A 25,999-nucleotide genomic window follows, 5' to 3' on the forward strand; every position below is an offset into this window, starting at 1 on the left:
TTTCTGAATATTACCATATTTAAGTAATCCTCTAAATTAATTTTTTTTATATACGGCATATAATTTTATAAATACTTTTCTTATTATTAATAAAACGTAATAAAGAATCACTATATCAAGGAATAAATTTACTATATTAATGTTCATTCCAATATTTCCATTAAATAGGTTACTGAATAAATAAGAACTTCCTTCGTCTCCTTGATATACAGACCAATAATTTAAAGGAAAGCCAAACGCGTACTCAAAAAAGCTTCCCATATTCTGTTCTATTTTCCCTGGCAAAACAAAGGTGCTTGTTAAAACTATAAATATACTTAATTTACATTCCAAAGTCTCTATTCTTCTCTTACCATTCATATTTTCTAATTCTAAAGTTTCTTTTAAGAACATATATCCAAAAACAACTGCCGGTATTAAAAATATTAAAGATATAATTGCTGTATAATGTAGTCCTGTATCGATATTTGACCATGGACCTAAACCTACAGACTTTAATATAAGATCCCCGTAACTAGGATTTCCGCCCAATGAAATTCCAAATAATATTCCTAAAGCAAACAACATTAATGAAGTTATTCCTAGCAATACCTTTCTGTTAATTTTACTCAAAATTCACACCTCTATTTAAACAATATTTTAACTTTAATTACTTATATATACATTATATTCTTTAAATCCATGTTTCACAATATCTCTTTTGCCATTGAGCTATTACATGTTATCTTCAACTAAGAACCTGGCTTTCTAACTTTTAAATTTATTATCTCCCATGATACATAACACTAAATTTTTCATTTACTACAATTTCATATTGATTTTTAAAAAATATATCTGCCAACATCTATACGACTCTACGGATAATAGTTTTACTTATGTTTATAATAATTAAGAGATAAATATATTGAAATACCAAATCAGAATGCATATCTTATTATACAAAAGCACTTAATGAATATTTCCAGGGGAATATTAAAGGTACAATGTTTAATTTAGGCGCAACTTGCCACCTAATTCATGACTTTACAGTTCCTCAACATGCTAATGTTCGCTTCTTTGCTTTCATTAATCTAATTCTATCAACCAATTGTGATTTATAATATTCCATTTTAAATCCAATACAATATAAGGACTGAACTAATGAAGTTCAGTCCTTATATTTTCAATGCTACGTATGAGTTTGTAATACTATCCACTATATAGATAAACAATTCAAGAATTAGACTTATTAGATGAACATATTTACAAATTTTCTAAAACTTCAAGTTCATATCTTCACTAGAAATCATAAATATATTTGTGAAGAAAACATTTGAAAATGAGCTGCTAAAGGTTCTTAGCTGTAGGTTGTTCCAATTTAGCTTGTCAAACTGAAAGTTGGAGCATGCTAAATTGGATACAATCTGCCGCTTAGAAACTTCAGCGATATTTTCATAGCTTTTCGGAACAAAATATTTATGATTTCGGTAAGTTATCACATAAGTTTAGTTTTAAATTTGGATATCTATAGATACCAAACAAACTAAAATCTGAACTTATTCATATAGCTCGCCGAAATAAGTACTAAGCATCTCACTATTTTAGTATTTGTCTCATAGCTTTACCTTTTTCACTATAACTACTATCATTTACAGATTGAACCTTAAATTTTCCGTTTTCATATACAACTTTTGATATACTTGAATTATCCATATTCCTTATATCGAAATTTTTATCTAAATGTTCAATAAATACTCTAAGCATTCCTCCATGAACTACTATTAGAATATTCCCTCCACCATCTTCTTCATTTTCAATACATATATTATTTATAGTTGTTACAAATCTTTTTAAAGCTGTATTATAATTTTCAGCCTCATGTGTTTCGTCTAATGCAGCACATGAATCACAATATGCCCTTTGGAAATCATACCTTTCTGCCATTTCTTCAAATGAAGTTACATTAAGGAAATCAAGTATCGCCTTAAACTTTATCTTCTCAAATTCTCCTTCATATTTTCCAAAATATACTTCTCTTAAGCCTTCAAATTCTTTTAGTTCTAAGTCCCCACTTGCCTTATTCTCTTTTATGACAATTTGAGCTGTTTTTATTGCTCTTCCTAAATCACTGCTGTAAACTGCTTTAAACTTCACATCACTAAGTCCTAATCCCGTATTTACGGCTACTTCAATTCCTTCCTTAGTTAGAACTCCATCACACCATCCTTGAGTCCTTCCTACTTTATTTAAGATAGTTTGCCCGTGCCTCATCAAATATAAAGTAACTCTTCCCTTATTTTTATCACTCATTTTTTCCCCCATACTGCAAAATCATCTACCTCTTCTAATTTATATAAATAAATTATATCATAAATTGTAAATACTGGCATAATTAATCTTTAATTATGAGCTATAGTATAATATTGAATCTATTTATTTAATTCAATATGCTAAATTATTTTAGCTACTCCCCCTTGATTTCTATAGATAACTTAAGTTATACTAATTTTGCAAAATGGACTTGGTGGCAACGAAAGTTGCTGCCTTTTTTATTCTTTAAGCGGTTACGATTCGTAAAGAGAATAAAAAAGAAGCTATTAGATTTCCACCTTCAGATATACTAGAAAAGTCCAATAGCCGTTTTTTATTAAAAAGATATTCTTTTATTCCCTAAATCATATAAGATTCTAAATGACCTAAATTATTTTATTTGCTGTATAAATGACTACATTTTAAATTTGGTTTTAATCAATTAAACTTTTATAATATAGAAGGTTTAGCATAAGTTTCTATGAACTAACTTTTCCAAATATATATGTAATTATGCGTCCACATTTATTGGCAATACAATTGTAAATTCAGTCATATATTCATTGCTTTCAACTTTAATTCTTCCATTATTCTTTTCAATTAATTCTCTTACTATACTTAAACCATAGCCATGATTCTTGTTATTATTATTTTTAGTAGTAAATCCAGAATCAAAAATTTTATTAATTATGTTATCGGGAATCTTTTCCCCGTCATTTGCTATATTTATAACTATATTATTTAAATCCTCGTATGATTCAGCAATTATAGTCCCCTTATTCTTCATAGCCTTTACCGCATTGTTGACTATATTAATTATTATTCGATATAAATCCATCTCTTTCATTGTTGTTAACCTAAAATTGGCATTATCGTATACAATAACTTTTATATCATCTCTTATAACATGCTTAGTAGCTAGCGATAGAAGTGAAGAGCCTTCAGCATCTTTTTCATAAACATTTCCGCTGTTTTGATATGTATTTATAATTCTTTTCAATAAGTTGGACGCATCTTGATACATATTCATATCACAGAGTTCATATAAACTTAAAATATTTAGATTGTAATTATCTTTTATATTTTTAAGTTCAATATTTTTTGATGTTAAAATCCCATTCAATTTATATATTTCATCTGAATCTCTTTTAATCTTTCTAAAATCTATTATATTAAAGATTATAAATCCAATTAAAGCTATAACTATAATATTTCTTGATAATACCGGCTCAATATCGTATGAAATATTATATAAAGAAATCAAAAAATCAGGAAAGAAACTTATTATAATTATGTATTTTACAGAGTTACTTTCATCTAGTAATAGCTTATAAATCTGCTTAATTTTGCTTTTAAATAAAAAGCATAAAATAAATAAGAGTATCTGAGAGAGATACACAAGTGTAATGTATATATTCGCTATATGATCTTCCAATGAATTAACATCTAGCATTACATATAGTATATTACCAAATGTCGACACCCATATAATTACTATTGAATATATTAAACTGTATGCTATTATTGGATTCAGTACATTTTTTCTGAAAGTAAAATATATAATTAATATTCCTAAAGCATGTGTTATAAATATACATATTGATAAATTTCCAAGTAAGTATGTTATATAAAAGCCATCTACCGATAGAAGTATCACACTTAATATCAATTCTTTTATTTTTACTATTTTGTCCTCTTCCAAGCAATAATTAACTATATAAATAAACAATATACTTTGAAAAATAGTAATTAATGCATCAATGTATTGCACTTCCAATTTACATCTCCTTTTATAATGTTAAATAATCATATAAACAAGTTTTATTATCTTAACTTTTTCATTGACTCTGGCATATCTTCAATACCAGCGAAACAAAATGATACCATAGGTGATTTAGTCATAGATCTAGAAAGATTTAATAGTAAATTTGCAATCATTTTTTTTATTCCCATAATACCCACCTCTTAATTATTATTTAAATTAACTTATTTAGAATAATTAAATTGATATATGAAAAGAAATAATTCTATCTAAGAAATCAGAGATGTAAAATTGGAAATGTGTATCTATCAAGTTTTATCTTGTGTTAGACTATCAAACAAATTCCCTCTACTTCCTTATCAACCTAATTATTCCATTAATTACATTATAATATTTATTGTGCAATTATTCAACATTTATAGTCATATTAACCAAAACCCTTGTTACATTTTATTTTTATATCTACCGCTGTTTATTTACAAACTTCTAATTTGTTATAGGAGTTGTTATTTCAATATGATTACCTTCACTATCTCTAAATTCAGCAACCCAATCATCTCCAATCTGTTTTATTGGAAATACAATTTCTAATTTTTCTAATTTGCTTTTAAGAACATCAAAGCTATTAACTTCTATGCTTGGTAAGCAACTATTTCCAAAAACATGTTTTTCATTAACTTTTTCATAAGCAAACAAGCCGAGACGAAAACCATTAATATCAAACACACTATAAATCTCATCTCGAACGGTTACAGTTTGCTCAAATAAATTTTCATAAAAATCAATTGCTCTATTCATATCCTTAACACATAGATATAGAGATTTAATAATACAATTCATGTTATCCCTCATTTCTGCTTAAATAATTAATCCTCTAGAATAGCTATTGCACGAACAGGCGCTCCATCTGAATCTTTAAATTTTATTGGAAGAGCACAGAATGTAAAAATGTTATTTCTCACTTTATCTAAAGATGTCAAATTTTCTATTACAACTATATCTGTTTCAGCAAAAAGCTTTTTATGAATAGTTAAATTTTCATCTTTAATAGGATCAATTCCTATAACATCTATACCTACCCCTTTCTTCTTGCTTTTTATTAAGTATTCAGCTACTTCTTCTGTAATATATGGATAATTTCCAAAGTAAGCATCTGTCCCCCAGTATTTATCCCAACCTGTATAAAACAAAATATATTGAGCTATATCAGCTTTTTCTTTTACAGCTTCAATATACTTCATCGTGATCTTTTGACCTTCTTTTAAATTGCTGCAATCAACTACTATGCCTTTTCCAACAAATTGTTCTGCACTAAATGAATCCAAAGTTGTTCTTTGAGAGAATAAGTGTGCCGGAGAGTCCATATGGGTTCCTGTATGAGAAAACATAGTTAGCAATGTTTCCTTAAAACCATCTTTCTCATAGGTACTTGCAACTTCTAATTTAGGTTTCTCTGTTCCTGGATATACCGGCATATTCTCTGAAATGGTATGTGTTAAATCTATTACTTTCATATTAATCCCAACTTTCTTTACATGTTTTTATGTAATATTTCTCACTCTATAAGTATTATAATATAAAAAGATCGCATATAATTCTCATATGCGACCTTTGGATATAAAATTATAAACGTGTTTAAAATTTTCTTTAAGTTTAAGATGGTAAAGTAAAATAGTTATCAATATACGCTGTCATTTCATCACCTAAAGTTAGATAGTAGTATGCAGGTATTAAATAACTTGAATAAAATAGCCTTTTTGCCTCTTCTTCATTTCCTTGAAGCGCTCTTATTAAGCTTTGCTGATGACGTAAGCTTATAATAAAACTTTGGGCTATAAATGATATTTGTTCTGAAAAAAATACATCTGAATTTGAATCACTATAAGTTCTCTTATGTTCTTCTAAATTACGAATAACTTGTTGATATTCATTAATTATATTTAGCTATTATAAAAATTCTATTCTATATAAGAATTAGTAATATTTGAAACTCTACAGATATTATAAATAAACCCAATACCTTTGTGTAATCCTATTTCCTTCATTCACTTCATTTTCCAATATTCCATTATTATTTACTATTGTTTTTGCAGAGCCAATATTATTTTTGTTGCAAGTGATTAATACTTTCTTAATTCCTAGTTTTACACATTCCCTTAGTGCTAGTCCTAACATCTCTGTTGCATATCCTTGTCGTCTTTCTGATTTTCTAACACTATAGCCTATATGACCACCAAAGTTTAAAAGATAGTCATTTAATCGGTGTCTAATATCAATCATTCCAATTAAATGCCCATCGCTAACAGAAACAGCCATGTATGTAGTTGCTGGAACTAAGCTATCTCTTACAGTTTCTTCTTTTGAATTATCACAAAATGCGCTATACCATTCTTCAAAAGTTTCAGCACTACCTAATCCTGCTGTACCATCCATGCTGTCATTATTTTCAATAAACTCTCTTTTATAATCCATGAGTTTTTTCTTATCTTCTAAAGTTGGTAATATAAAATTTAATCTTTTCATTCTCTCCTCCAATTATTCTATTATATTATTTTTAATTATTTGTTATATATATTTAGATTAGATTTCTATATTTTAGTCTCATCTACAACAATTTTATTTGTTAATTAACTCCAAACTATTTTTAAAATTTTAAAGCTAAATAATAAAAAATCACAAATTCACTTACAATCTATTCTTTTTAAAGTAGATAGATAGAAAAATCAAAATCCACTACTTTAAGTAAAATATATTATTATGAATACTGCGATTTTTAATATGTTATTTATTCTTATTTTTTATTGTGATAATGAGCCCATTTTGCTAAATGGATAAAATCTAAAAACAGCTTTACCTTTTATGTTACTTTTATCTATATAGGGGTTTTTCCATCTTCTTGAATCCAAAGAATCAGGTCTATTATCGCCTAAAAAGAAAAACTTATCTTCTGGAACATCAAAGGTTCTATTATATTTTTCATTGTTTTTTACATAATCTTCTTTAATATCATTTCCATTTATATTAACAACACCATCATGTATTACAATATGATCTCCTGGTAGCCCGATAACTCTTTTAATAAGTGTTTTCTTTAATTCATCAGAATAGAATACAATAATATCTCCTCTTTTAATATTACCCATATTATATATTTTTGTAACAACCATCTTATCATCGACGTTTATAGTAGGTACCATTGATTCACTAGGAACATATATGTTAAAAAACAAGAAATTTTTTATTAACATAGCTATTATAAGGGCTACTGCTATTGGAATTACCCATTCCTTTAAAAATTTTATACCTTGATTCTTATAGTTGTGATTAACTGCACTGTCCATTACTTCTCTCCTTTTGTGTTCATTCTTTTTTATCTTGTAATTATTATATCACATATCAAGAATATGGTATTATTCATTGATATTTTAAGTCTATCTTAAATAATATTGTCTTCTCTAATTCATCGCTATAGATAAAATATAGAATCATTTATAATTAATAGCTGTTAACTCTTAGCACTGTCATCTTTTCTATATACCTACTATTTTACTTCGTCTCTCCATAAGGATAGTATCATGCCATATCCCGTCAACATCACATCCAATTTTTTCTCTTATTCCAACAACTCTAAAACCACATTTTTCATGTAATTTAATACTTGGTTCATTAATAGAAAATATTCCTGATTGCAGTGTCCATATATTTTCTTTTTCAGTTTCCTCTATTACTCTATTCATAAGTTCATATCCAACATTATTCCTCCTACAAGATTCACTAATATAGATGCTGACTTCTGCAACACCTTTATACACACATCTACTACTTGTTGGGCTTAGCGCTATCCAACCAATAATTCTATTATTACTATTAGTAGCGACAAACCTTCTTATATTTAAATGTCCCTTGTCCCAATCTTCGTATCTAGGAATTTCTGCTTGAAATGTAGCCTTTTTAGTTTTTATTCCTTCCATATAAATATCAGCAACACTATCCCAATCTTCTTCTTTCATTTTCCGGATAATAAGTTCCATATTTATTTCCTTCCTTCAATTAACTTAATTATTAGAACATTGCATACAAATTTCTTTCTGATTAAGTAGTGAAATCACTTAGAAATAACACTAATTTATCTGTAATTCATCATATCATTTTTCCAATTTATATAATAGTAAATCTTCAAACAATAAATAACAATTTTGCCTCATTTAGAATCAATTCATTCTTATCCTTAATTATAACACATATTGTAATTTTATCATTATTCTGTATAACCATTATCTTAAGTTCAAATAAATATAAAGGTAGATTAAGCATTTTCTACTTAATCTACCTTCACGGGTGTTTTATGACTTTATTTTAAGTTTTCGACTTAAATAATAATATACTATTATCACCTGTTAGTCCATTTATTATTTTGCTCTCTACAAAATGAACAATACAACTTTAATTAATAAGCTTTTTTAAGTTAAATGATAATTCATACATATAAATTATAATCATTAAAATTTCAGTAATCATCTTCAATTTTCTATATATTTCCTAGAAATTAGTTTATAATTGTTAATGAATTAAAATATTTTATCTAGATTGTAGGGGGAATTCATAATGGCTGGTTGTAACGAAAAGAATTGTACATGCTCTAATATTAATTGCGAAAGACATGGTAAGTGCTGCGAATGTGTAAATTTTCATCGAGGTAATGGAAATATTGTCGCTTGCTTAAGAGATTTCAAGGTTGAAAGCAAATAACTGAAAGCCTTATCCAAACCATCATAATCTAAAGCCATACTTAGGCTTTAGATTTTCATCTTAATTTTCCATTTAACTTTAATATTTATATTAATTGAAGTATGCCTTCTATTCTAACTCCCAACCATTTTTAATACATTCTTGGAGCCCTTTTAATATTTCTATTGCTCTATGGACCAAATTTAATTTAGCAAATTGTTCAGCCATTGGTATATCTTCCAAGTTATTTTCTTTTTGATATTGTTCCTTTTCCAACATTATGTTGCGTCCATACGTCCTTGTATGAACATTATTTATAACCTGCCATATTTGTCCTTCATCCTTGTTGTTATTATTGCAAAATTTCTGTACTTTTTCTTCTAATAGCTCTCCACTGCACATCATAATTGTATTATCTCCTTTGATTTAACATATTCTATTAATTTAATTCTTTCCAAAATGTCCACCTTTAAAACAGTCTATGTTAAATCATCTATAATCTCCTGCAATGTGAAATTATTCTAAAATATAATTAGAATATCTACATCATTCTTTCACATAATAATAGTGCAATCTGATAACTACACCCCGACCATTTCCTCAAAATGGTAGTTGTCACTTGTTTCATTAGAATAGGAGCTTAATTATGCGTTATTAGCTCCTATTCCTTATTATTTTTTCGATAAAAAGTATAGTAATGCACCTCCAAATAATTTTATACTTACTATTATTAATGTATTATTTACACCATAAAACACTCATATCTAAATACCTTTAGTTATAAATATATATCTGAAAATTCTATATTGGTAGTTTGAACAAGTCTATTATCAGTCATTAAATCAATCATCGGTTTTTCATTTTTTTCTTCTATTACTTTCTCATTAGGAAGTAATATTTTAAAAGTTGTACCTTTGCCTAAATTACTTTTTACACTTACACTCCCACCTAGTGCTTCAACAAATCTCTTTACCAATGACAAACCTATACCTGTTCCTTCTGCCTGCCTTGATAAAGAACTCTCTACCTGCCCAAATCTTTCAAATATTACATCTATCTTATTTTTTGGTATACCTATACCATTGTCTTTTACTTCAATACATATATTAGTTTTCGCAGAATGTAAATTTACAATAATAGATTTTCCTTCTGGTGTAAACTTTATCGCATTGGAAAGAAGGTTTAAAATGATTCGTTCATATTTTTCATCATCAATCCCTATTATCTTTTTTGTAAGTTTTGATACGAATGTTAACCTTACACCCTTTTTTGATGCAAATTCATATACAGATTCAGTTATAGCTTTTGTTAGAAAAACTATATCTATATTTTTTTTATTTATCGTTATCCGGCCAGCATTAACACGAGTGATGTCAAGAATATTATTAACTAATCTTAATTGCCTATTAGTATTTTGCTTAATAGTTCCCATATATGCTTTTATCTTTTCGGTCATTTGATTTGAGTAAACTAAATTTAAAGTTTGTATAGCTGTATTAATTACATTAAGTGGTGTTCGAAACTCATGAGAAATAAATGATAAGAACTCATCTTTCATTTCCATTGCCTGCTCAAGTCCTTCATTTTTTTCACGCTCTACAGCTAGCAACTTTTCTTGTACTTCTTGTAAATCTTGTTGGCTCTTGATCATATCTGTTACATCAAGAAAACTTACAACTCCATATAAAAAATCACCACTATTATCATAAATCGGCGTTCCACTAATGATATTGTAATATTCCATATCGTCTTTTTTAAATTTCACAATATTATTTCTTACTATTTTTCCAGATTTCACACGATATATTGGAGTTTCCTCTATTGGCATTTTGTTTCCTTCTAAATCATAAAGCTCTGTAACTTTATAACCTTCCCCTAACTCTTTAAACTCTCCAGAAAAACGTTTCCTAGCCACTTTGTTTTTAATTATATACTTACCATCTTTGTCAAATACATAAATCGACTCTTGCATATTATCTAATATAGCTTCAAAAAGTTCTTTCTGTTCTTTAATATGCTTCTCATAATTAACTTGTTCTGTCACATCACGATTAATAATGATTCCTAAACTAACTTTCCCATATTCATCAAAGACAGGAGTTGCATTAAAATCAAAATATGACGCATCGTCTCCGTGCTTTATGATTATTCTCTGATTCTTAACTTTTTCACCTCTTATGACCTTCATAGAAGGAAAATCTTCAAGTGAAATGCATTTGCCTTTTTCATCATAGTATATTTCTCCACTTTCAAATGAATCACCAACTTTATCGACTGGATTATCAAGCGAAGTAACCTTTTTAGTATATTCTTCTACTCTTTTATTTGTTCTTCTATACTTACCACAGTTATCCACAACAGTTAAGCCATCTGCCATATTATCTATTATTATTTCTAATTCTTCTTTTTGCTGTTTTATAATTTGGTTTTGAATTTGTAATTCTTTTTCCATTTTCTTATTCTCTGTAATATCACGATTAGTTTCAAGGACAATTTGCTTTCCATTCTCATCTACTATTAACTGCAATCTAGTTTCAACTAAAAGCTTACTTCCGTCCTTCTTAATTTGCTCTATTTCAGCATGCCAAATTCCATCACTTAAAAGTGTTGATTTTATACTGCTAAAGCTAATAGGAAATGTAGTTTTTAGCAGTTCATAACCAATACTTCCTATAGCTTCTTCGCTGTTATAACCATACTTTTCCTCTGCTCCCTTGTTCCAATATATAATAGACCCATTAATCTCCCAAGCTAAGATAGCATCATGAGAAAGATTTAATAGGTTTGCCTGCATCATCAGCTGTTCATTTTGTTTTTTAATGACCTTTGTTTGCTCTTCCATTCTTTTTCTGTCTAAAACTTTTTCTGTTATATCTGTTGTAATTTCAATACAATATTTTAGAATTCCATCCTCAAACACCGGAGCGAGACTAGCCTCCCAATACGTCACTCCTCTTTCAAATTCAAATATATATTCATCACTGTAAAACGGTTTCTTTGTTGAAAGCACTCCTTTCCATACTTCTTCTGATGAGCTTCCAGTCCATCCTTTTATTATTTCATTTAACTTTTTGCCTATTGAATTTTCTATACTATTAAATGGTTTATCGAGAAAGTTTAGATAAGTTTGATTTGCTTTCAATAGAGTTATATCTGGAGTACTAAAAATAGCAATTCCAAATTTATTATGAGCGCATAGAGCGTCTACTGCTGCGAATTTAACATCTAGACGTGAATTTGGTTTTTCTGAGAAAATATACACCTTTCCAATTGCACCTTCTGCCACATCTATATTTATAAACCTAGCATCTAATGATTTAGTAAATAGAAAGTAATCTTTCTTGTCATCAATATCTTCCAAATCGGCATTAGGCCCAATTTTCAATATATTGAATAATTCTTTAATATTTTTATTTAATAGTTCTTCCTCTGAATATTCAGTCATTTCAATAAATAACTTACTGATTTCAGTAGCGATCCCATTGTCTACCATTATATATGATTGTTCCCCAATGAAATCGAAGGAGTTATATAATTCCATAATAAAGCCCTCCAATTTTCAGCTTTTTTCATTTGTGCTTTTGCACCTATTCATTATTTTACCATGATATTCCATGTAATACTACCGGTCTCCTATGTTAATAGGTAACTTATCGAGCAATTCTGCATATTTACTCAAAATAAACGTGCCCTTTTCTTCATCATTAAATACTTTCTACATATTGTGTAACATTTTATAATTACATATAAGGAATTTCGTTTTAATTAACGTATTATATTTAAATATTAAGTCTTAGCTTTAATATTAGATTCATATAGACTCTAATATTTCCAGTAAATAAAAATACCGCAAATCCAAATTAATGAATCATACGGCATTAAAGTAATTATTCATACAAAATATTTTTATAAAAATATTTTCTTAACTATAAAATCTTATTCTCCAATAAACTTCATTAGCTCTTTATTAAATTCTTCACGTTGATCATAGAACGCTGCATGTCCACTGTATTTGAATGGAATAAGCTTAGAATTCTTAATCATCTTTTCTTGTATCTGTCCTAATTCGAATGGAACAATTTTGTCATGGATTCCATGAATAATTAAAGTTGGAACATCTATCTCTTCTAAATCAGAAAAGAAAACTTCATTTATCCAAGCCTTTGCAATTGCTGCTGTTGACCATCCCGCTGCCTGCAATCCTAATTGAAAGAACCACTGTGAAAAAGCTTCTGTTATATGTTGATAAAAAAACATATCTCCAAATCCTTGAAGCATTTTAGGTCTATCGGTATATGTTCCTTCAATGAGCTGTAAAACTGTTTCTTTATCTAAACCATAAGGGAAATCAGGACGTTTAATAAGACTTGGAGCTACTGCCCCAAAAAGAGCAAGTTTTGATACTCCATAACCTTTATGACGCGCCATATATCTAACAGCTATTCCACCTCCATTTGAATGTCCTGCTAATGTTATATCCTTTAACTTTAATGTATCAATTACACATTTAACATCGTCTGACAAGGTATCAAAATTATAACCCCTATATGGCTTATCTGACTCTCCGAATCCTCTTGTATCTATCCCAATGCATCTATATCCCATCTTTGGCAAAACATCAAATTGATATTCAAACAGTTTATGACTTCCTGGCCAACCGTGTATAAATAAAATTGTTTTATCGGCACCCTCATTAAGGTCTTCTACATAGATCTTTACATCTGGTTCTACTTTGACATAGTAACCCATTATAATAACCTCCAAAAAACTATCTATAATCTATATCATATCAATTAGGATATGAATTTGTGAATCATCAATTTTACTTTTCTATTTTCACACCATTCCAATAATCAACACCATTAAGACCGCCATATTGATTACGTCCACATCCCCATGTACCATTAAATCCTATCTTTCCATTATTTTTATAGAAATAAAATTTAAATGAGCCAAATACACAAGCGCTTTCAGGGTATGCATAAGGATAAGATACTGTTGACCATATACCTGTTAAAGTCAATATACTTGCATTATAATATCCATAAATATACGGATATCGACCCACAACTCCATTTGGAGCTAGCTCAGTTAAATTTACAATTCCATCTATTGCTCCATTATCTATAGATGTTTTAAATGAATACCTACCTAATATTTCTGTAAATTCTATTTTGTCAGCTGAAGCTTCGTAAGAAGATTGCATTCTACTCTTCCTTTAGTATTATTTATTCTAGTTAATAGTATATGAACTTATATTTAAATATGTTTATACATTTATTCCCTACAACATTATAATATCTAAAATTTATTAATATAATTTCTTTCATGTATATTTCACAAATTCCTAACTTATTTATACATATCTCTTTAGCTATAATCCCGAACTAACAAATTCTCTAACTTTATCTAATAAATTAAATTGAACTACCTTTAATCAAATTGTAAAATCCACTACCTCTTGATTAATTCCTTTGAATAATTTCACTTAATATTCACATAATAATTAATACATTATTTAAATAATCTAAATTTATGAAAGGTTGATAGTTTTAATGAAACGATATGTTATATTAATTTTTATATTTCTATTAATCTCATCTACTACCATATCACAACTTGCCTATGGCCAGGTTGGTAAAACTCTTAGTCAAGGAATATACAGTGCAAGAGATGCAAACCTAAAAATAGGTTCACCTATGGCTGCTAAAATTGACTCACCAAACAGCAGAGTTATTATAATAGTTATTGATAGCGATCAGCAGTTGCAGGAATTAATACGTCTTGGTCCCCAATCGCCTCAACATACTATAAAACCTCTTGACTATGGTTCATCTATAATAATTTTTGGCACTAGTCCAGTAACATTTACTTAAAAATGCTTAGTCATTATATTTTTTATTGTGCTGATAATTATAGATAACGATTTCTAATTAACTATTAATTATGCAAATGCAGTTTATTCCATAGGAATGAATATTGTTTCAGGGCAAAATCCGCTTAACGGAACAAATTATAAATTCGATGAGACAGGTAATACAGTTATGATTCCTTACAATGAATATTCTAAACAATCATAGTTTTTTTAATCATAAATAACTTTCCTTAATTAGCTATCCTTAATTATATGGAAATTAATATTCTATTTAATGATTATATATAACTATTTTTGTCTATAATTATATTAGACATGAATTACTATTCTCCTAACATTAAATATAAGATAAGGCAGCTTTTTAAATTGCTGCCTTATCTTATATTTATATAATTGATCTTTTAAAAACCATTTCTAGTAACATTTTTACTACTCCATAATATATTAATCATTGTAAATGACATTTTCTTCACTTCTCACTGAAATTTATGTTATAAATTAATGACATATTCTTTAGTTCTTTAATACAAAAACAAAGGCAGCAGCCAAATTTTTGATATCATTTTTACGGTAGATACCTAATGTAAAAATATAAATAATTCTATCTACTAAAATGTACTTCTAAATTTATGGCTACTGCCCATTTATTTTGCTTATATTTTTAATTTTCATTATGATTATATTTTTTTGTTTAAGTCAATAATTATTATACTATTATTTATTCTTTACTCTAATATTTAAGCTTTAACAACATTAACTAATCTCATTGATTTTTATAAGTATCATTCCATTCACTTGTCGTAACATAAGAAGAATCAATTGATTTTAGATATTTATCAATTTTATCTGTATCTAATTCACCTTTTATTACGTTATAATAATTATTATTGATAATTATAGGATTTACAAATGTTATATCCATTACATCCTTATCATTTATATAAAAATGTGCAGAATGTATATATCCATCTGATGCTTCAACATTTGTTGCTTTTTTAATGGTATACCCATCTAAATATCCCATGAATTCTTTAACTTTCTCTTTATCACCTATTGTTATTGATTTACCGCCTCTTCCATCATAAAATACTATTTTTATAACATCATCAAACTTTATACCAGTTACACCACTTATCTTTTGAGATTCAGAGTCAGCATTTGTTGAAGTAATGATTGTGCTATTATTTGTGGATGCAGTGGCAGCCGTATTTCCGGTAGTGCCATCATTCTTTTGAATCCAGACTCCATTTGAATCTACTGAATAACTTCCAATTGTAGTACTTTTAGCCATAGCACCACTACTATATAGATAATACCATTTTCCTTGATATTGTACCCAACCTGTTTTCATATAACCATTGCCATCAAAATAATACCATTCTCCATTAATGCTTCTCCAACCTGTAGCATATTGATTTCCTTCTGTATACCACCATCCAACATTATCTTGTTTCCAAGCTGCAAATGTTTTAATTGGAGCTACCGCTAAAATGCTTGTAGATATTAAACTAATTGCAACTAATCTTTTTAGATATTGTTTTTTCATTTTATCAACCTCTATTTCTTATACTTACTAATTATCAGCAACTAATTCCAGTATAATAAATCATAGTACTAATATATTATTAATTTTAATTGCTTCAAAGTGTTTTAATTTTAACTGAAAAAAATTAATTCAACCTTAATCCTAAATTACAATTATCTTAAATTAAATTTTTTATTAGCCTAAAAAAGTATCACAAACTAACTTAAAAAATATTGTACTTAAAACTTTCATTTTATCTCCATGAAAATTAGAAGTTAATGCTCTGCATTAATGCATGTACATACTATCACAAAATCTTATGGGCTATTTTTTTCAAAGAATCATTGTATACTCACTTTCTTTTATATCCTCATTTATATGTTCATCTATAACTTTGAAATTATTCTTCATATAAAAATTTACTGCAGTTATGTTCTTTGTAAATACGTGCAATGTAAGCTTATCATATTTAGATTTGCAATACTCTATAAGCTTCTTACCAACACCTTCTCTTTGATATTCTTTTTTTACAAAAAGCCCAGCTATATAATTTTGTTCTACTATTCCTATAAATCCTTTTATAATATTATTTTCTTCAAATATATAAATATCTGCTGACGGAAGCATTTGCTTAACTAATTCAAAATTATCCTTCCAATATTCTTTAGGTATAAAATCATGAGCCTCTATATTTGTATCAAGCCATATTTCCATTACCTTATCCAAATTATCCAATTTAAAATCTTTAATCATTTTTTCTCCTTATTTCCTACCAAAATAAAACCATTTTCATTCTGCTTTGTGAATGCCTTACTTAATGGACAGTTCCTCTGTCTATAAATTATTAATTAAGTTTTATCAATAGGCTTCATGTTTATTGTAAATTTAAGCTTTTTTCTTTTTCTTACGTATTCTTATGCTACCTTGCTCATTATTCATCCCTGTCTTTTCTATTAATTTAGTGCCAAATGCGGCAACCTCTTGAATATCTATTACAGTTATACAACCTGTTTTTAACTCTTTTAATTCAAAACTTCCTCTCATTCCCTGTTGCTTTGCATTCCTTATAAGTTCTCTTAATTTTAATATATTCTCTTCTGTTGGTTCTTCATCAGTTAAAGGAGTAAAATACCCGATATATCCACTTTTGAATACTATTTTTATTTCTAACATCATCCTAAACCTCTTAAAATCAAAATTACTATCTTTAATATATATTCATTAACGAGGTCTATACATGTTATTATTTCAATATTTTTATAATGAGGATACTTAAATACTTGATAAAATCACTAGCTTGTATCATTAATCTGCAACAACCAAACATGTAATTTTCTTCATTAAATATTACTAGATTTTATTTTTAAATGTATATAATTTCCATAATTAATTATATCTTACCTTTAGTAAATTTTCTAATTAGAGCATCTCCAATTAAAATTAGTGGTACCGCTATACAAAGATACTCCCACAATTTCAAATCTAAATTATCTTTTAAAACCATTGCAATTAATAAACTAACGGCCCACCAAATACACTGTATTGCTTTTAGCGTTCCATTAGAAAAACTAGGTCTCTTAAACATAATAAACTCCTTCCCTATTTACTAAAACCAACTTCTCATTTTTTTAATCTGAAGTTCCTATCTAAATCACTTTAAGCCGCATATTCATGATATGGCAAACGGATAGCAACTTTTGTATCATCAAACTTATATTTAGTACCATAAAGCGGATCTCTACCTTCAAATACATTCATACCTATTACATAACTCGCTTCTGCCATTTCATATGGATCTTGCATAACAGAACCTGCCATAAAACCTTTTTTAATTAATTCTCGTGCCTCAGCTGTAGCATCAATTCCAACAACAACTATTGTCTTATTTTTATCTCCTAAATTATATCCATTATTTTGCAATGCCTCAACAGCTCCTATAGCCATCTCATCATTATTTGCAATTATTGCCTCAATATTCTTGCCATATTGCAAAAGTAGTGAACTAATATTGGTTTTAGCCAGATCTCTTTGCCAATCGGCAGCTTTTAATGCAAGCTGCTCAGTTTTTATTCCTACCTTATTTATTGTTCCAATAGAAGACTCACTTCTTTCACGTGCCTCTATACTTCCATGTTCACCCTCTAGCATAACATATTGCAAGACTCCATTATTATTCTTATCTATAAACTTTCTATCCTTATTCCATATATCAACAATAATTTTTCCTTGCATCTCTCCAGCTTCATTAGCATTTGTTCCTACATAATAAGCTTTACCATAAGATTTAAGTACATCAGTCACTAATGGTTCTCTATTAAAAAAAATTATAGGTATATTTTTAGACTTAAATCTATCAATAACATCCTGGGTAGCCTTTGTATCAACTAAATTTACCATTAGAATATCCGCGCTATCACTAACCAAATTACTTAGTACTTCATCCTGCGTAGATTGATTACCTTTTCCATCATAAAATCTAAATATTACTTTACCTTCATTCTTCTTTTGAATTTCTTCTAAGTTTTGTCTGACTAAAGAGACATATTTATCCTTGAAATTATATATTACTACATCTATCATTACAGCTCTCTGCCTTAACCCATTTGTTCCTGCAATAACTCTAGCATCACATACTGATACCTCCATTGCAGTAACTATAAATATAATCTCTAGGATTGCTAATATTCTCTTTGATATATTCATTTTAAATCCTCTCTTTCACTTTTGTTTAACATTATTGTTGTCATCAGTGAAAGAAAATATTTATTTTGGCTTTTATTAATATTAAATTTTATACAAATCTCTATAAAATAAACCAGTTAGCTTATATTAAGTATAATAAACTGATTTTCATATTATTATATTATTAGATAACCTCCTTTTCAAAGCAGATTGCTTTAGAATTTCCATTGTATTTTCCATAATTCTGTATCTGATGGTACCCTCTTTTCTTATAGAAATTTACTGCTTGCTCATTTATTAATCTAGTTTCTAGCCAAATAACAGAGTATCCCATTTTCTTTGCCTGAAGCTCTAAATATGATAGTATTTCACTTCCAACACCCATTGTCTTAATCTTCGCAAACATCCGCTTAACTTCCGCTATATCTTTATTAATATACCGTATTCCTCCACATCCTACGGCCTCTCCATTATCATCATATGCAACCACAAACAAGGACCGGGTAACACATACATCCTCTGGATTAAAGGAATTTTTTCCGCTATCTCCAGTTATAAATTCCAGTTCTTTAGACAATTCATCCATTAAACGTATGGAATCAGGATCACTTGGATTCTTTTCAATAATCTTCATTGTTAATATCTCCATTTCTTGAAATTTAAACTTTGATTTTCTATTTTATCTAAATATATGATAAAATCATTGTGAAAGGTGGCTAAAGAATGACTGGATTTATAATGTCGAACTTAAATATTTTTATTCCTTTATTACTTATATTTTTAACGATTGATACTTTTCTACTAGCTTATAAAGCTTTTTTAATAATTAATACTAACTTAAAACTGTCTTGCAACAACTCAAAAAGTTACTATAATAAAAACAATAAAATAGCAATTATAAATCTAACTATAGAAAATAACTCATCTAATCCAATAGATGTTATAAAAGTAAAATTAACTTCTGGATTTAAATCACATTTAGCAACTTTTCCAACAACACAATCTGCTAAAAATAACCTTAAGGCTCTCGATTCAAACGTATTATTAGAAAACATTCTAAATAATACAAATATACCTGAACATACTTCCGTAACTGGTTATGCTATTTTTGAAAATGTTGGAGCAATAAGTGACTCAAAAAACTATAATATAATAATTAAAACCTCTAATAAAGTTTTAAGAAAGAAAATAAAACTATAATTCTTTATTTATACGACCTCATTACATTTTTAATAATTGTTGCTATTTATTCTTCCCATTATGACTGTATTATAATATTTTCCATCTTTGTGAATACGATCATTTATTAATTTATTTCCTTCTAGGCGTGAAAATCCCACAATTTTTCCGCCTACTTCAGCAACTAAAAATAGATTTATCTTAGAAGTATTATCCTCACAAATAATTTCTTCAAAATCTTCTGGAGTTAAGAACGCTTCCCCTGATTCTCTATCAAGATTTTCTGTTTCTCCATCAATCTGACCTCTTAATTTAGACAACTCATTTGCATCCTCTTTTCTAGGACATCTAAGTATCCATCTTAAGTTTTTACCGTCTATTATTTTATCTTCTATTATCATTATGTGCCTCCTAGTATATTCCTCATAATCCATAATTCTAGCAACAAATTTAATAAAGATAGCCAATTATTAAAAAATTGCAGTTTCGCCTTAGATTCTTCTATTTCATTTTCTATAAGTCTATTTTTAAATAAATCATATCAACGAGCTGTATTCCATTTTCAAATATTGGATGGTCATAGTTATCTGTAAAAAAATTTTTAATTCTGTGTGATACACGAAATCCACAGTTCTCATAAAACGGAATTGTTAGATTACTATCGCCTGTCCCAACAATCATAGTTGTACACTTTCCTTTATAATAATCTAAGATGTATCTTATAAGCTTTTTCCCATATCCTTTTCCTTGATATTTCTCATATGTAGCCATATTCTTTAATTCACATATATTACTATCTTTTTTTACTACTACACAAATGCTTTTTAAATCATCATCATATAAAGAAAACATTTCTCCATTCTCTAGATATCTATCAATCATATCTTCTTGTTCATCTGCTAACATCAATAAATCAAGAAACTTCTTTTTGTCATTTATGATCTTTTTAACCTCCATTACTCTTCCCCCCTTCTTTAAATAAAACATCTCTTTATTTCCAACCCTAATTTTGATGCCAACAATTTTTACCTATCAGCTTTGCAAACAATCTTAATTGAATAAATTACCAATTAATAATTTGAATAATTAAATTGTAATTTCACATACTATCTATTGAAATGATGATAATCTGAATTTTATTTTAATCTATTAATTAACAGCTGCCCTCGTAAAAAGGGTCAGTTCTGGCAATTAAAAAACAAATATCCTAAATGAACACAATTTAAATCTCCAAAGCTCTCAACATGAGAGCTTTTTTTATTTTCAACAATTGCTAATTATGAATAGTCTAACTAAGTATTCACATAATAACAGTATATTGACACGTCATGTATTATTAACATAATTTTTTATCCAAATTCAAATATCGGGAAGTGAGGCTAGTATAAATGAAACTAAGAACTTTTTTAATAGCACTTTTGATATTAATAGTATCTACTATACACAGCGCAAAAGCAATTTTCGAGTCAAATACATATAAAGAAGGGGTATATGATATTACAGATACGCAACAAGTTAAAGCCACAGCCATGCTTACAACGCCAGATGAGATTGCAAGCCTAATAATATTTGACCCAAATGGTAATGAAATTTTTTATAAAAAGTTTGATACTGCAAATGAGTCTGTAAATTTAGGTACTATTTTAGATGATGATCGTATTGCTATAGTTGGAAAAGGTGAAATAGCAATCACTATTCAGCAATAGAGCTCTCACTCTTAAATTTATTCAAATCATAATTATTATCTTATAGCAATAATAATTTCCTTATAATGAATATTTATTTCTTAACTCCATATAATACTCCTGGGATAAATTATAACTTTCCCTTCATTGTAATCCATTTAATGAGCCTCCTCTAAAAAGAGGCTCATTAACTATTTCAATTTTGCTAATCCCTAGTTCTTTCAAGTCTCTTATGGCATATTTTAATGCTACTCCATTTCCATGAATATCTAATAAGACTGCTACTTTCATTGGTTACCCCCCTGTTACAAAACATTTCTTTAATTTATTTAACTAAGATACATAACACCTTATAACCTGTGGAGCTATAAATTTATACTGCTTTATTAATTTTATGTACTATACGAAACATCTAACAATACCTTTTTCTCTAAATTAACAGCTCTTAATATTAACATATTGAATTCATTATACCACATATTCCATATAATGTATTTTACTTTCTAACTATATTCTTTTGTATTCATAATGTTCAGTTATTCTGTATTTTTATTATTATACTCTTCGAACTTCAACCTAAAATTCGTATCATAGTTTTAAACATTAAAATAGCACCTACATTTGTGGTGCTTAATTACAATTTATATCAATATCTACTAACTCAATTTCATTACTTCCTTTTGGTAATTTAGGAATCTCATCATCACCATATCTTATTCTTATTAAAGATGCTCTATAGATATCATCTGAATAATTCCCGTGTTCATATAAAAATAGTAAGCTTTCTTTTTCTAAACAATGTGGCATTATATCCTCAATATTATATTTTTTTCCTTTGTACTTGAATATACATCTTATTAAAGTTCTTTCTGTATACATATTTCTCACCCTAATTATATAAATGTATGCTAAATCAAAAAATTTGTTCCATCTCCTAGTAGATTTGTATTAGTAATAGCATAGGTGTAAGTTACTATATCTCCAACTCTGCTATATGCAGGACCAGTCTTCGATATTTGTATAGAGTTTTGAAATAAAGAATCAACAATGTTGCCATCACTTATTTCAGCTTGAAATTGATTCTCTGCAGTAGTAACTTCAATTTCCTTTGTTTAAATTGACATAATTTCAGTTCCTCTTTATCATAAGTTTACTGACTGTAATATATTTTATGAGCAAATGATAAATTATGTTACACGTACCTATGCATATGTACTTCCTCACTTAGAACTTTCTTCTTAGTTATATCAATCATGCTTTTTATAATGATAATTAGTTCTGATATTAACTTAATTAATGATAATTAAATTTTTTGTTGTAATTGTATATTTTACTTAAACATGGTCAATACTTTTATATGAAAAGAGTAATATCTTAATTAAAATAGAGGCAGTATCGTTAGTGTCCCCCACTGATACTACCTCTATTTTTTATATTTTTATAATAATTATATATTAATTACAATCTCAAATTATCAAATAAATACTTATTTTCCATTTTGGTATATACAATTAGTATCCAATCGCCTATAGTTCTCGGTAAATCTTTGCTTATATCAACTTTATCAAATATGCATAATGTATCTATCTTACAAAATGCAGAAACACTTTATAGCAATAAATATTTTACATGAGTAAATACAAATATTTTTAGCTATTATCTTTATTGCTCTTAATTAAATCATCTTTCAAGAATCCACATCTAAAAATATTCAATTTTTTATTCCTATTTTGAATATTTCTCTCTATATGTGCAATACTAATTATGTGACATAAATTAAGTTTTCATAATTATTTTTCGGACTCCTCGTTGTAGGAGTCCCCCCATCCCAATGTATTCCTACATAAGAGAACTGTATTCTAAATTTCATTTAATTTCCTATTATATTTTTTCCTTAAGCATATTCTTTTCCTCAACAGTATTTGAATAATCAATTGCCCAATCACATAAATTAGCTAAAATAGGCAGAAGGCTTCGTCCATAGCTAGTTAAAGAATATTCAACTTTAGGTGGTACTTGATTATAAGCAATCCTATTAATCAACTCATCATCCTCTAAAGCTCTCAGCTGTTGAGTTAACATCTTTTGTGTAATATTAGGTAAACTTCTTTTTAATTCATTGAATCTCATGGTTCTTTTACCTAAATGCCAAATAATTATTGGCTTCCATTTTCCTCCTATAATATCTAAAGTTAATTCCATAGAGCAATTATATTCAATTCCTTTAAATCTCATCATTTTCACTACCTCTTTAATTTTAAGTATATAAATAGTAACTACGTTACTAAAAAGTGCGTTCTTGATAATAATTCCTATAACATATAAATTATATTTTGTAAGTATCCTGAAATAATTAATCTAGGATTTTATTAAGTATTCTCAAATAGGAGTGATATCAATGGAATTAATTACTGTAAATCAATCAACATGTGTTAAATGTGGACTTTGTTCAAATGTATGCCCAAGTGGAGTTTTATCTATGAATGAAAATGGACCAATAGCTATTCACCCAGATAATTGTATTACCTGTGGCCATTGTGTTGCAGTATGTCCCTCTAGTTCAATAGATAATATTAAAACACCTTTATCTAATCAATTGGATTTAGAATCATTTCCAATTATAGATTCTAGCACTGCTGAATCTTTTCTTAGGTCTCGCCGTTCAATCCGTTGCTACAAGGAAACCCAAGTTCCTCAACAGACACTATTAAAATTAGTTAACATAGCTCGTTTTGCACCTACAGCTAGTAATACACAAGGACTTTCATATATTGTAATAAAAAATAAAAAGATTTTACAACAAGCTGCAAGCATAGTAGTAGAATGGATGGAAGATCAACTTAAAAATTCCCCATCTCCACATTGGAGCTTTTCAAGACATGTCAAAAATTATAGAGAAGCTGGTGAAGACTCAATTTTACGTAATGCTCCACACATAATATTAGCAACATCTACAAAAGATTTTAAAAATGGAATAAAAAATACTATTTCTGCATTCTCATATCTTGAATTATTTGCTACTACTCTTGGATTAGGTTCATGCTGGGCTGGATTATTTGAAATGTGTGCTTTTTCAAACTATAAGCCACTACTAGAACTGCTTCAAATTCCTGATAACAAAGTTATAACAGGAGCTGTCATGGTTGGCTATCCAAAATATAAATATAGAAAAATAGTAGATAGAAACCCGCTAGAAGTATTATGTCTTCTACTGTACTTTCACTGAGTGAATTATACATAATTTTTATTTAATAATCGCATACTAAAGAAAAGCTAGAAAGAATAGTTTGATTCTATAGACAAAACTATGAAAGGTAGTTGTACCAATGAAAAAATTTATTATTATATTTTCTGTTTTCTTATTTATGTCTCTTAGTATGAGTATAAGGAGCGCTTATGCTGATCCCAACCCAAAGACCTTAACCGAAGGCTTTTACAGAGTTAAGGATATAGGCTTAATACCAAATACTACTTATAAAGTTAGAAATACATCCCCTACTGGTAGATCTGTTATCATTATTTTTGACTCAAATCAACAAATGCAGGAATTTTTGAGACTTGAACCGAATTCTCCTGATTACCTTGTAAAACCTTTAGAATTTGGTTCCATAATCATAATTATTGGAGGCGGTAATATCACCTTTTCCTAGCAAATCAAAAAAATATCTAAAATTCATTTGAATAGTCTTATATTATAAAATCTTTAAAATTTTACATATTAATAAGATATCAATTTTATTGGGGAGATATGTTTCTAATACAATCTTCCTATTTTCATTTACAGATTTAATAGTCCCATCTAAAGTTTTTATTGATTTTTTTGAACTTTTATGCTCTGTAATATTCATCTTAATTAAATATTATCTTTTATTCGAATACTTCGCGGGCAATTACTTGACCTATAGATATATCCTTTCCTTTCTAATCTCTCTATATGTGCATGTACACTTGACGTAGATGCCAATCCTGCTAACTTTCCAATTTCCCTAACCGTTGGAGATATCTTCTCTTTGCCTATATAGTTTTTTATAATATCCAATATTTCTTGTTGTTTTTCTGTTAACATAGAACCATCTCCCTATAGCTTTATATATAATGTCATTTAATGTTTAAATTTGGTTATTTCAATATAATACCTAAACATATTTAAATTATCAGACGACGCTATTACAAACATACGTTCGCATATATATTACTACTTTTAGGGTATTTTGTAAATAAGAACGCAAAAAGAACCAAAACTAAAATTAATTTCGGCTCTTTTAAGTCTATAA

At 27.9% G+C, this 25,999-nt stretch carries 31 protein-coding genes and 1 pseudogene; 7 read left to right on the forward strand and 25 right to left on the reverse strand.

Annotated features, from left to right (window positions below; translation table 11 throughout):
- Positions 1 to 36 precede the first annotated feature (36 nt).
- The 9 genes from F3K33_RS26630 to F3K33_RS20055 all read right to left on the reverse strand — a co-directional run bounded on the left by F3K33_RS26630 (position 37) and on the right by F3K33_RS20055 (position 8,082).
- Positions 37 to 612, reverse strand: a complete 576-nt coding sequence (locus tag F3K33_RS26630; protein ID WP_023976741.1) for a hypothetical protein — start codon at positions 610 to 612, stop codon at positions 37 to 39.
- A gap of 963 nt (positions 613 to 1,575) precedes the next feature.
- Positions 1,576 to 2,289: a histidine phosphatase family protein gene (locus F3K33_RS20020; RefSeq protein WP_023976740.1), complete on the reverse strand. Its 714-nt coding sequence runs from the start codon at positions 2,287 to 2,289 to the stop codon at positions 1,576 to 1,578.
- A 511-nt stretch (positions 2,290 to 2,800) separates the two neighbouring features.
- A complete protein-coding gene (locus tag F3K33_RS20025) occupies positions 2,801 to 4,060 on the reverse strand; it encodes an ATP-binding protein (RefSeq protein WP_069187749.1) in 1,260 nt (419 codons plus the stop codon).
- A gap of 53 nt (positions 4,061 to 4,113) precedes the next feature.
- A complete protein-coding gene (locus tag F3K33_RS27005; protein WP_023976738.1) occupies positions 4,114 to 4,242 on the reverse strand; it encodes a hypothetical protein in 129 nt (42 codons plus the stop codon).
- Between the two features lie 295 nt (positions 4,243 to 4,537).
- The gene (locus F3K33_RS20030; protein ID WP_039769634.1) at positions 4,538 to 4,891 is read right to left on the reverse strand and encodes a VOC family protein; all 354 of its coding nucleotides are present in this window, start codon (positions 4,889 to 4,891) and stop codon (positions 4,538 to 4,540) included.
- Between the two features lie 26 nt (positions 4,892 to 4,917).
- Positions 4,918 to 5,565 carry a cyclase family protein gene (locus tag F3K33_RS20035; protein ID WP_039769632.1) on the reverse strand — a complete coding sequence of 216 codons (648 nt, stop codon included), beginning with the start codon at positions 5,563 to 5,565 and terminating at the stop codon, positions 4,918 to 4,920.
- A 487-nt stretch (positions 5,566 to 6,052) separates the two neighbouring features.
- Positions 6,053 to 6,574, reverse strand: a complete 522-nt coding sequence (locus F3K33_RS20045; protein ID WP_039769630.1) for a GNAT family N-acetyltransferase — start codon at positions 6,572 to 6,574, stop codon at positions 6,053 to 6,055.
- Between the two features lie 275 nt (positions 6,575 to 6,849).
- Entirely contained in the window at positions 6,850 to 7,392 is a 543-nt protein-coding gene (gene lepB / locus F3K33_RS20050; protein WP_039769628.1) for a signal peptidase I, read from the reverse strand.
- 189 nt (positions 7,393 to 7,581) lie between these two features.
- Positions 7,582 to 8,082, reverse strand: a complete 501-nt coding sequence (locus F3K33_RS20055; RefSeq protein WP_039769626.1) for a GNAT family N-acetyltransferase — start codon at positions 8,080 to 8,082, stop codon at positions 7,582 to 7,584.
- Between the two features lie 574 nt (positions 8,083 to 8,656).
- Between F3K33_RS20055 and F3K33_RS26500 the strand changes: the two genes are divergently transcribed.
- Entirely contained in the window at positions 8,657 to 8,800 is a 144-nt protein-coding gene (locus F3K33_RS26500) for a hypothetical protein (protein ID WP_017211888.1), read from the forward strand.
- 108 nt (positions 8,801 to 8,908) lie between these two features.
- On the opposite strand, the gene F3K33_RS20060 is transcribed toward F3K33_RS26500, so the two are convergent.
- The 4 genes from F3K33_RS20060 to F3K33_RS20075 all read right to left on the reverse strand — a co-directional run bounded on the left by F3K33_RS20060 (position 8,909) and on the right by F3K33_RS20075 (position 13,985).
- Positions 8,909 to 9,184, reverse strand: a complete 276-nt coding sequence (locus F3K33_RS20060; RefSeq protein WP_039769624.1) for a hypothetical protein — start codon at positions 9,182 to 9,184, stop codon at positions 8,909 to 8,911.
- A gap of 373 nt (positions 9,185 to 9,557) precedes the next feature.
- Positions 9,558 to 12,320, reverse strand: coding sequence for a PAS domain S-box protein (locus F3K33_RS20065; protein ID WP_039769622.1), 2,763 nt, complete (start codon positions 12,318 to 12,320; stop codon positions 9,558 to 9,560).
- A 395-nt stretch (positions 12,321 to 12,715) separates the two neighbouring features.
- Complete coding sequence (locus F3K33_RS20070) at positions 12,716 to 13,528, reverse strand: alpha/beta fold hydrolase (RefSeq protein ID WP_023976729.1); 813 nt, start codon at positions 13,526 to 13,528, stop codon at positions 12,716 to 12,718.
- Positions 13,529 to 13,601: 73 nt separating this feature from the next.
- Positions 13,602 to 13,985, reverse strand: a complete 384-nt coding sequence (locus tag F3K33_RS20075; protein WP_039769620.1) for a hypothetical protein — start codon at positions 13,983 to 13,985, stop codon at positions 13,602 to 13,604.
- A gap of 349 nt (positions 13,986 to 14,334) precedes the next feature.
- Here F3K33_RS20075 and F3K33_RS20080 point away from each other — a divergent pair, with 349 nt between their 5' ends.
- Both F3K33_RS20080 and F3K33_RS26890 read left to right on the forward strand, forming a co-directional pair.
- Complete coding sequence (locus tag F3K33_RS20080) at positions 14,335 to 14,655, forward strand: hypothetical protein (RefSeq protein WP_023976654.1); 321 nt, start codon at positions 14,335 to 14,337, stop codon at positions 14,653 to 14,655.
- A 69-nt stretch (positions 14,656 to 14,724) separates the two neighbouring features.
- A pseudogene (locus F3K33_RS26890) lies at positions 14,725 to 14,859 on the forward strand (galactose ABC transporter substrate-binding protein); the annotation flags it as partial.
- A gap of 558 nt (positions 14,860 to 15,417) precedes the next feature.
- Here F3K33_RS26890 and F3K33_RS20090 read toward each other — a convergent pair.
- The 6 genes from F3K33_RS20090 to F3K33_RS20115 all read right to left on the reverse strand — a co-directional run bounded on the left by F3K33_RS20090 (position 15,418) and on the right by F3K33_RS20115 (position 19,495).
- Positions 15,418 to 16,200 (reverse strand): cell wall-binding protein, encoded by a 783-nt coding sequence (locus F3K33_RS20090; RefSeq protein ID WP_039769618.1) that lies wholly within the window; start codon positions 16,198 to 16,200, stop codon positions 15,418 to 15,420.
- 312 nt (positions 16,201 to 16,512) lie between these two features.
- Positions 16,513 to 16,932, reverse strand: a complete 420-nt coding sequence (locus F3K33_RS20095; protein ID WP_039769615.1) for an N-acetyltransferase — start codon at positions 16,930 to 16,932, stop codon at positions 16,513 to 16,515.
- 132 nt (positions 16,933 to 17,064) lie between these two features.
- Positions 17,065 to 17,355 carry a hypothetical protein gene (locus F3K33_RS20100; protein WP_012060096.1) on the reverse strand — a complete coding sequence of 97 codons (291 nt, stop codon included), beginning with the start codon at positions 17,353 to 17,355 and terminating at the stop codon, positions 17,065 to 17,067.
- A 214-nt stretch (positions 17,356 to 17,569) separates the two neighbouring features.
- On the reverse strand, positions 17,570 to 17,764 hold the full coding sequence (locus F3K33_RS20105) for a hypothetical protein (protein WP_023976651.1): 195 nt from the start codon (positions 17,762 to 17,764) through the stop codon (positions 17,570 to 17,572).
- Positions 17,765 to 17,835: 71 nt separating this feature from the next.
- Positions 17,836 to 18,882 (reverse strand): galactose ABC transporter substrate-binding protein, encoded by a 1,047-nt coding sequence (locus tag F3K33_RS20110; protein ID WP_039769613.1) that lies wholly within the window; start codon positions 18,880 to 18,882, stop codon positions 17,836 to 17,838.
- 163 nt (positions 18,883 to 19,045) lie between these two features.
- Positions 19,046 to 19,495 (reverse strand): GNAT family N-acetyltransferase, encoded by a 450-nt coding sequence (locus tag F3K33_RS20115; RefSeq protein ID WP_039769611.1) that lies wholly within the window; start codon positions 19,493 to 19,495, stop codon positions 19,046 to 19,048.
- An 89-nt stretch (positions 19,496 to 19,584) separates the two neighbouring features.
- On the opposite strand from F3K33_RS20115, the gene F3K33_RS20120 reads away from it, so the two are divergent.
- On the forward strand, positions 19,585 to 20,061 hold the full coding sequence (locus F3K33_RS20120) for a hypothetical protein (protein ID WP_023976648.1): 477 nt from the start codon (positions 19,585 to 19,587) through the stop codon (positions 20,059 to 20,061).
- A gap of 29 nt (positions 20,062 to 20,090) precedes the next feature.
- On the opposite strand, the gene F3K33_RS20125 is transcribed toward F3K33_RS20120, so the two are convergent.
- Positions 20,091 to 20,441 (reverse strand): CFAP61 family protein, encoded by a 351-nt coding sequence (locus F3K33_RS20125; RefSeq protein ID WP_039769608.1) that lies wholly within the window; start codon positions 20,439 to 20,441, stop codon positions 20,091 to 20,093.
- A gap of 112 nt (positions 20,442 to 20,553) precedes the next feature.
- Positions 20,554 to 20,997: a GNAT family N-acetyltransferase gene (locus tag F3K33_RS20130; protein ID WP_012060101.1), complete on the reverse strand. Its 444-nt coding sequence runs from the start codon at positions 20,995 to 20,997 to the stop codon at positions 20,554 to 20,556.
- 431 nt (positions 20,998 to 21,428) lie between these two features.
- Between F3K33_RS20130 and F3K33_RS20135 the strand changes: the two genes are divergently transcribed.
- Complete coding sequence (locus F3K33_RS20135; protein WP_012060102.1) at positions 21,429 to 21,746, forward strand: hypothetical protein; 318 nt, start codon at positions 21,429 to 21,431, stop codon at positions 21,744 to 21,746.
- A gap of 123 nt (positions 21,747 to 21,869) precedes the next feature.
- Here the strand turns inward: F3K33_RS20135 and F3K33_RS20140 are convergent, their stop codons facing one another.
- The 3 genes from F3K33_RS20140 to F3K33_RS20150 all read right to left on the reverse strand — a co-directional run bounded on the left by F3K33_RS20140 (position 21,870) and on the right by F3K33_RS20150 (position 23,963).
- Entirely contained in the window at positions 21,870 to 22,016 is a 147-nt protein-coding gene (locus tag F3K33_RS20140) for a hypothetical protein (protein WP_023976645.1), read from the reverse strand.
- Positions 22,017 to 22,355: 339 nt separating this feature from the next.
- Positions 22,356 to 22,604 (reverse strand): hypothetical protein, encoded by a 249-nt coding sequence (locus F3K33_RS20145; RefSeq protein ID WP_012060104.1) that lies wholly within the window; start codon positions 22,602 to 22,604, stop codon positions 22,356 to 22,358.
- Positions 22,605 to 23,606: 1,002 nt separating this feature from the next.
- Positions 23,607 to 23,963: a winged helix-turn-helix transcriptional regulator gene (locus F3K33_RS20150; RefSeq protein ID WP_039769605.1), complete on the reverse strand. Its 357-nt coding sequence runs from the start codon at positions 23,961 to 23,963 to the stop codon at positions 23,607 to 23,609.
- Between the two features lie 160 nt (positions 23,964 to 24,123).
- On the opposite strand from F3K33_RS20150, the gene F3K33_RS20155 reads away from it, so the two are divergent.
- Positions 24,124 to 24,951, forward strand: a complete 828-nt coding sequence (locus F3K33_RS20155) for a nitroreductase family protein (RefSeq protein ID WP_039769603.1) — start codon at positions 24,124 to 24,126, stop codon at positions 24,949 to 24,951.
- A gap of 100 nt (positions 24,952 to 25,051) precedes the next feature.
- A complete protein-coding gene (locus F3K33_RS20160; RefSeq protein ID WP_023976642.1) occupies positions 25,052 to 25,375 on the forward strand; it encodes a hypothetical protein in 324 nt (107 codons plus the stop codon).
- Positions 25,376 to 25,578: 203 nt separating this feature from the next.
- Here F3K33_RS20160 and F3K33_RS20165 read toward each other — a convergent pair whose 3' ends face one another.
- Positions 25,579 to 25,791, reverse strand: a complete 213-nt coding sequence (locus F3K33_RS20165) for a LexA family protein (protein WP_023976641.1) — start codon at positions 25,789 to 25,791, stop codon at positions 25,579 to 25,581.
- Positions 25,792 to 25,999: the final 208 nt, after the last annotated feature.

This window comes from Clostridium beijerinckii (genome assembly GCF_008705175.1).
GTDB lineage: Bacteria > Bacillota > Clostridia > Clostridiales > Clostridiaceae > Clostridium > Clostridium beijerinckii.

Coding starts and splice junctions, on each gene's coding strand:
- F3K33_RS20020 (WP_023976740.1), bottom strand. CDS start 2,289: ATGAGTGATAAAAATAAGGGAAGAGTTACTTTATATTTGATGAGGCAC.
- F3K33_RS27005 (WP_023976738.1), bottom strand. CDS start 4,242: ATGGGAATAAAAAAAATGATTGCAAATTTACTATTAAATCTTTCTAGA.
- F3K33_RS20030 (WP_039769634.1), bottom strand. CDS start 4,891: ATGAATTGTATTATTAAATCTCTATATCTATGTGTTAAGGATATGAAT.
- F3K33_RS20035 (WP_039769632.1), bottom strand. CDS start 5,565: ATGAAAGTAATAGATTTAACACATACCATTTCAGAGAATATGCCGGTA.
- F3K33_RS20045 (WP_039769630.1), bottom strand. CDS start 6,574: ATGAAAAGATTAAATTTTATATTACCAACTTTAGAAGATAAGAAAAAA.
- lepB (WP_039769628.1), bottom strand. CDS start 7,392: ATGGACAGTGCAGTTAATCACAACTATAAGAATCAAGGTATAAAATTT.
- F3K33_RS20055 (WP_039769626.1), bottom strand. CDS start 8,082: ATGGAACTTATTATCCGGAAAATGAAAGAAGAAGATTGGGATAGTGTT.
- F3K33_RS26500 (WP_017211888.1), top strand. CDS start 8,657: ATGGCTGGTTGTAACGAAAAGAATTGTACATGCTCTAATATTAATTGC.
- F3K33_RS20060 (WP_039769624.1), bottom strand. CDS start 9,184: ATGATGTGCAGTGGAGAGCTATTAGAAGAAAAAGTACAGAAATTTTGC.
- F3K33_RS20065 (WP_039769622.1), bottom strand. CDS start 12,320: ATGGAATTATATAACTCCTTCGATTTCATTGGGGAACAATCATATATA.
- F3K33_RS20070 (WP_023976729.1), bottom strand. CDS start 13,528: ATGGGTTACTATGTCAAAGTAGAACCAGATGTAAAGATCTATGTAGAA.
- F3K33_RS20075 (WP_039769620.1), bottom strand. CDS start 13,985: ATGCAATCTTCTTACGAAGCTTCAGCTGACAAAATAGAATTTACAGAA.
- F3K33_RS20080 (WP_023976654.1), top strand. CDS start 14,335: ATGAAACGATATGTTATATTAATTTTTATATTTCTATTAATCTCATCT.
- F3K33_RS20090 (WP_039769618.1), bottom strand. CDS start 16,200: ATGAAAAAACAATATCTAAAAAGATTAGTTGCAATTAGTTTAATATCT.
- F3K33_RS20095 (WP_039769615.1), bottom strand. CDS start 16,932: ATGATTAAAGATTTTAAATTGGATAATTTGGATAAGGTAATGGAAATA.
- F3K33_RS20100 (WP_012060096.1), bottom strand. CDS start 17,355: ATGATGTTAGAAATAAAAATAGTATTCAAAAGTGGATATATCGGGTAT.
- F3K33_RS20105 (WP_023976651.1), bottom strand. CDS start 17,764: ATGTTTAAGAGACCTAGTTTTTCTAATGGAACGCTAAAAGCAATACAG.
- F3K33_RS20110 (WP_039769613.1), bottom strand. CDS start 18,882: ATGAATATATCAAAGAGAATATTAGCAATCCTAGAGATTATATTTATA.
- F3K33_RS20115 (WP_039769611.1), bottom strand. CDS start 19,495: ATGAAGATTATTGAAAAGAATCCAAGTGATCCTGATTCCATACGTTTA.
- F3K33_RS20120 (WP_023976648.1), top strand. CDS start 19,585: ATGACTGGATTTATAATGTCGAACTTAAATATTTTTATTCCTTTATTA.
- F3K33_RS20125 (WP_039769608.1), bottom strand. CDS start 20,441: ATGATAATAGAAGATAAAATAATAGACGGTAAAAACTTAAGATGGATA.
- F3K33_RS20130 (WP_012060101.1), bottom strand. CDS start 20,997: ATGGAGGTTAAAAAGATCATAAATGACAAAAAGAAGTTTCTTGATTTA.
- F3K33_RS20135 (WP_012060102.1), top strand. CDS start 21,429: ATGAAACTAAGAACTTTTTTAATAGCACTTTTGATATTAATAGTATCT.
- F3K33_RS20140 (WP_023976645.1), bottom strand. CDS start 22,016: ATGAAAGTAGCAGTCTTATTAGATATTCATGGAAATGGAGTAGCATTA.
- F3K33_RS20145 (WP_012060104.1), bottom strand. CDS start 22,604: ATGTATACAGAAAGAACTTTAATAAGATGTATATTCAAGTACAAAGGA.
- F3K33_RS20150 (WP_039769605.1), bottom strand. CDS start 23,963: ATGATGAGATTTAAAGGAATTGAATATAATTGCTCTATGGAATTAACT.
- F3K33_RS20155 (WP_039769603.1), top strand. CDS start 24,124: ATGGAATTAATTACTGTAAATCAATCAACATGTGTTAAATGTGGACTT.
- F3K33_RS20160 (WP_023976642.1), top strand. CDS start 25,052: ATGAAAAAATTTATTATTATATTTTCTGTTTTCTTATTTATGTCTCTT.
- F3K33_RS20165 (WP_023976641.1), bottom strand. CDS start 25,791: ATGTTAACAGAAAAACAACAAGAAATATTGGATATTATAAAAAACTAT.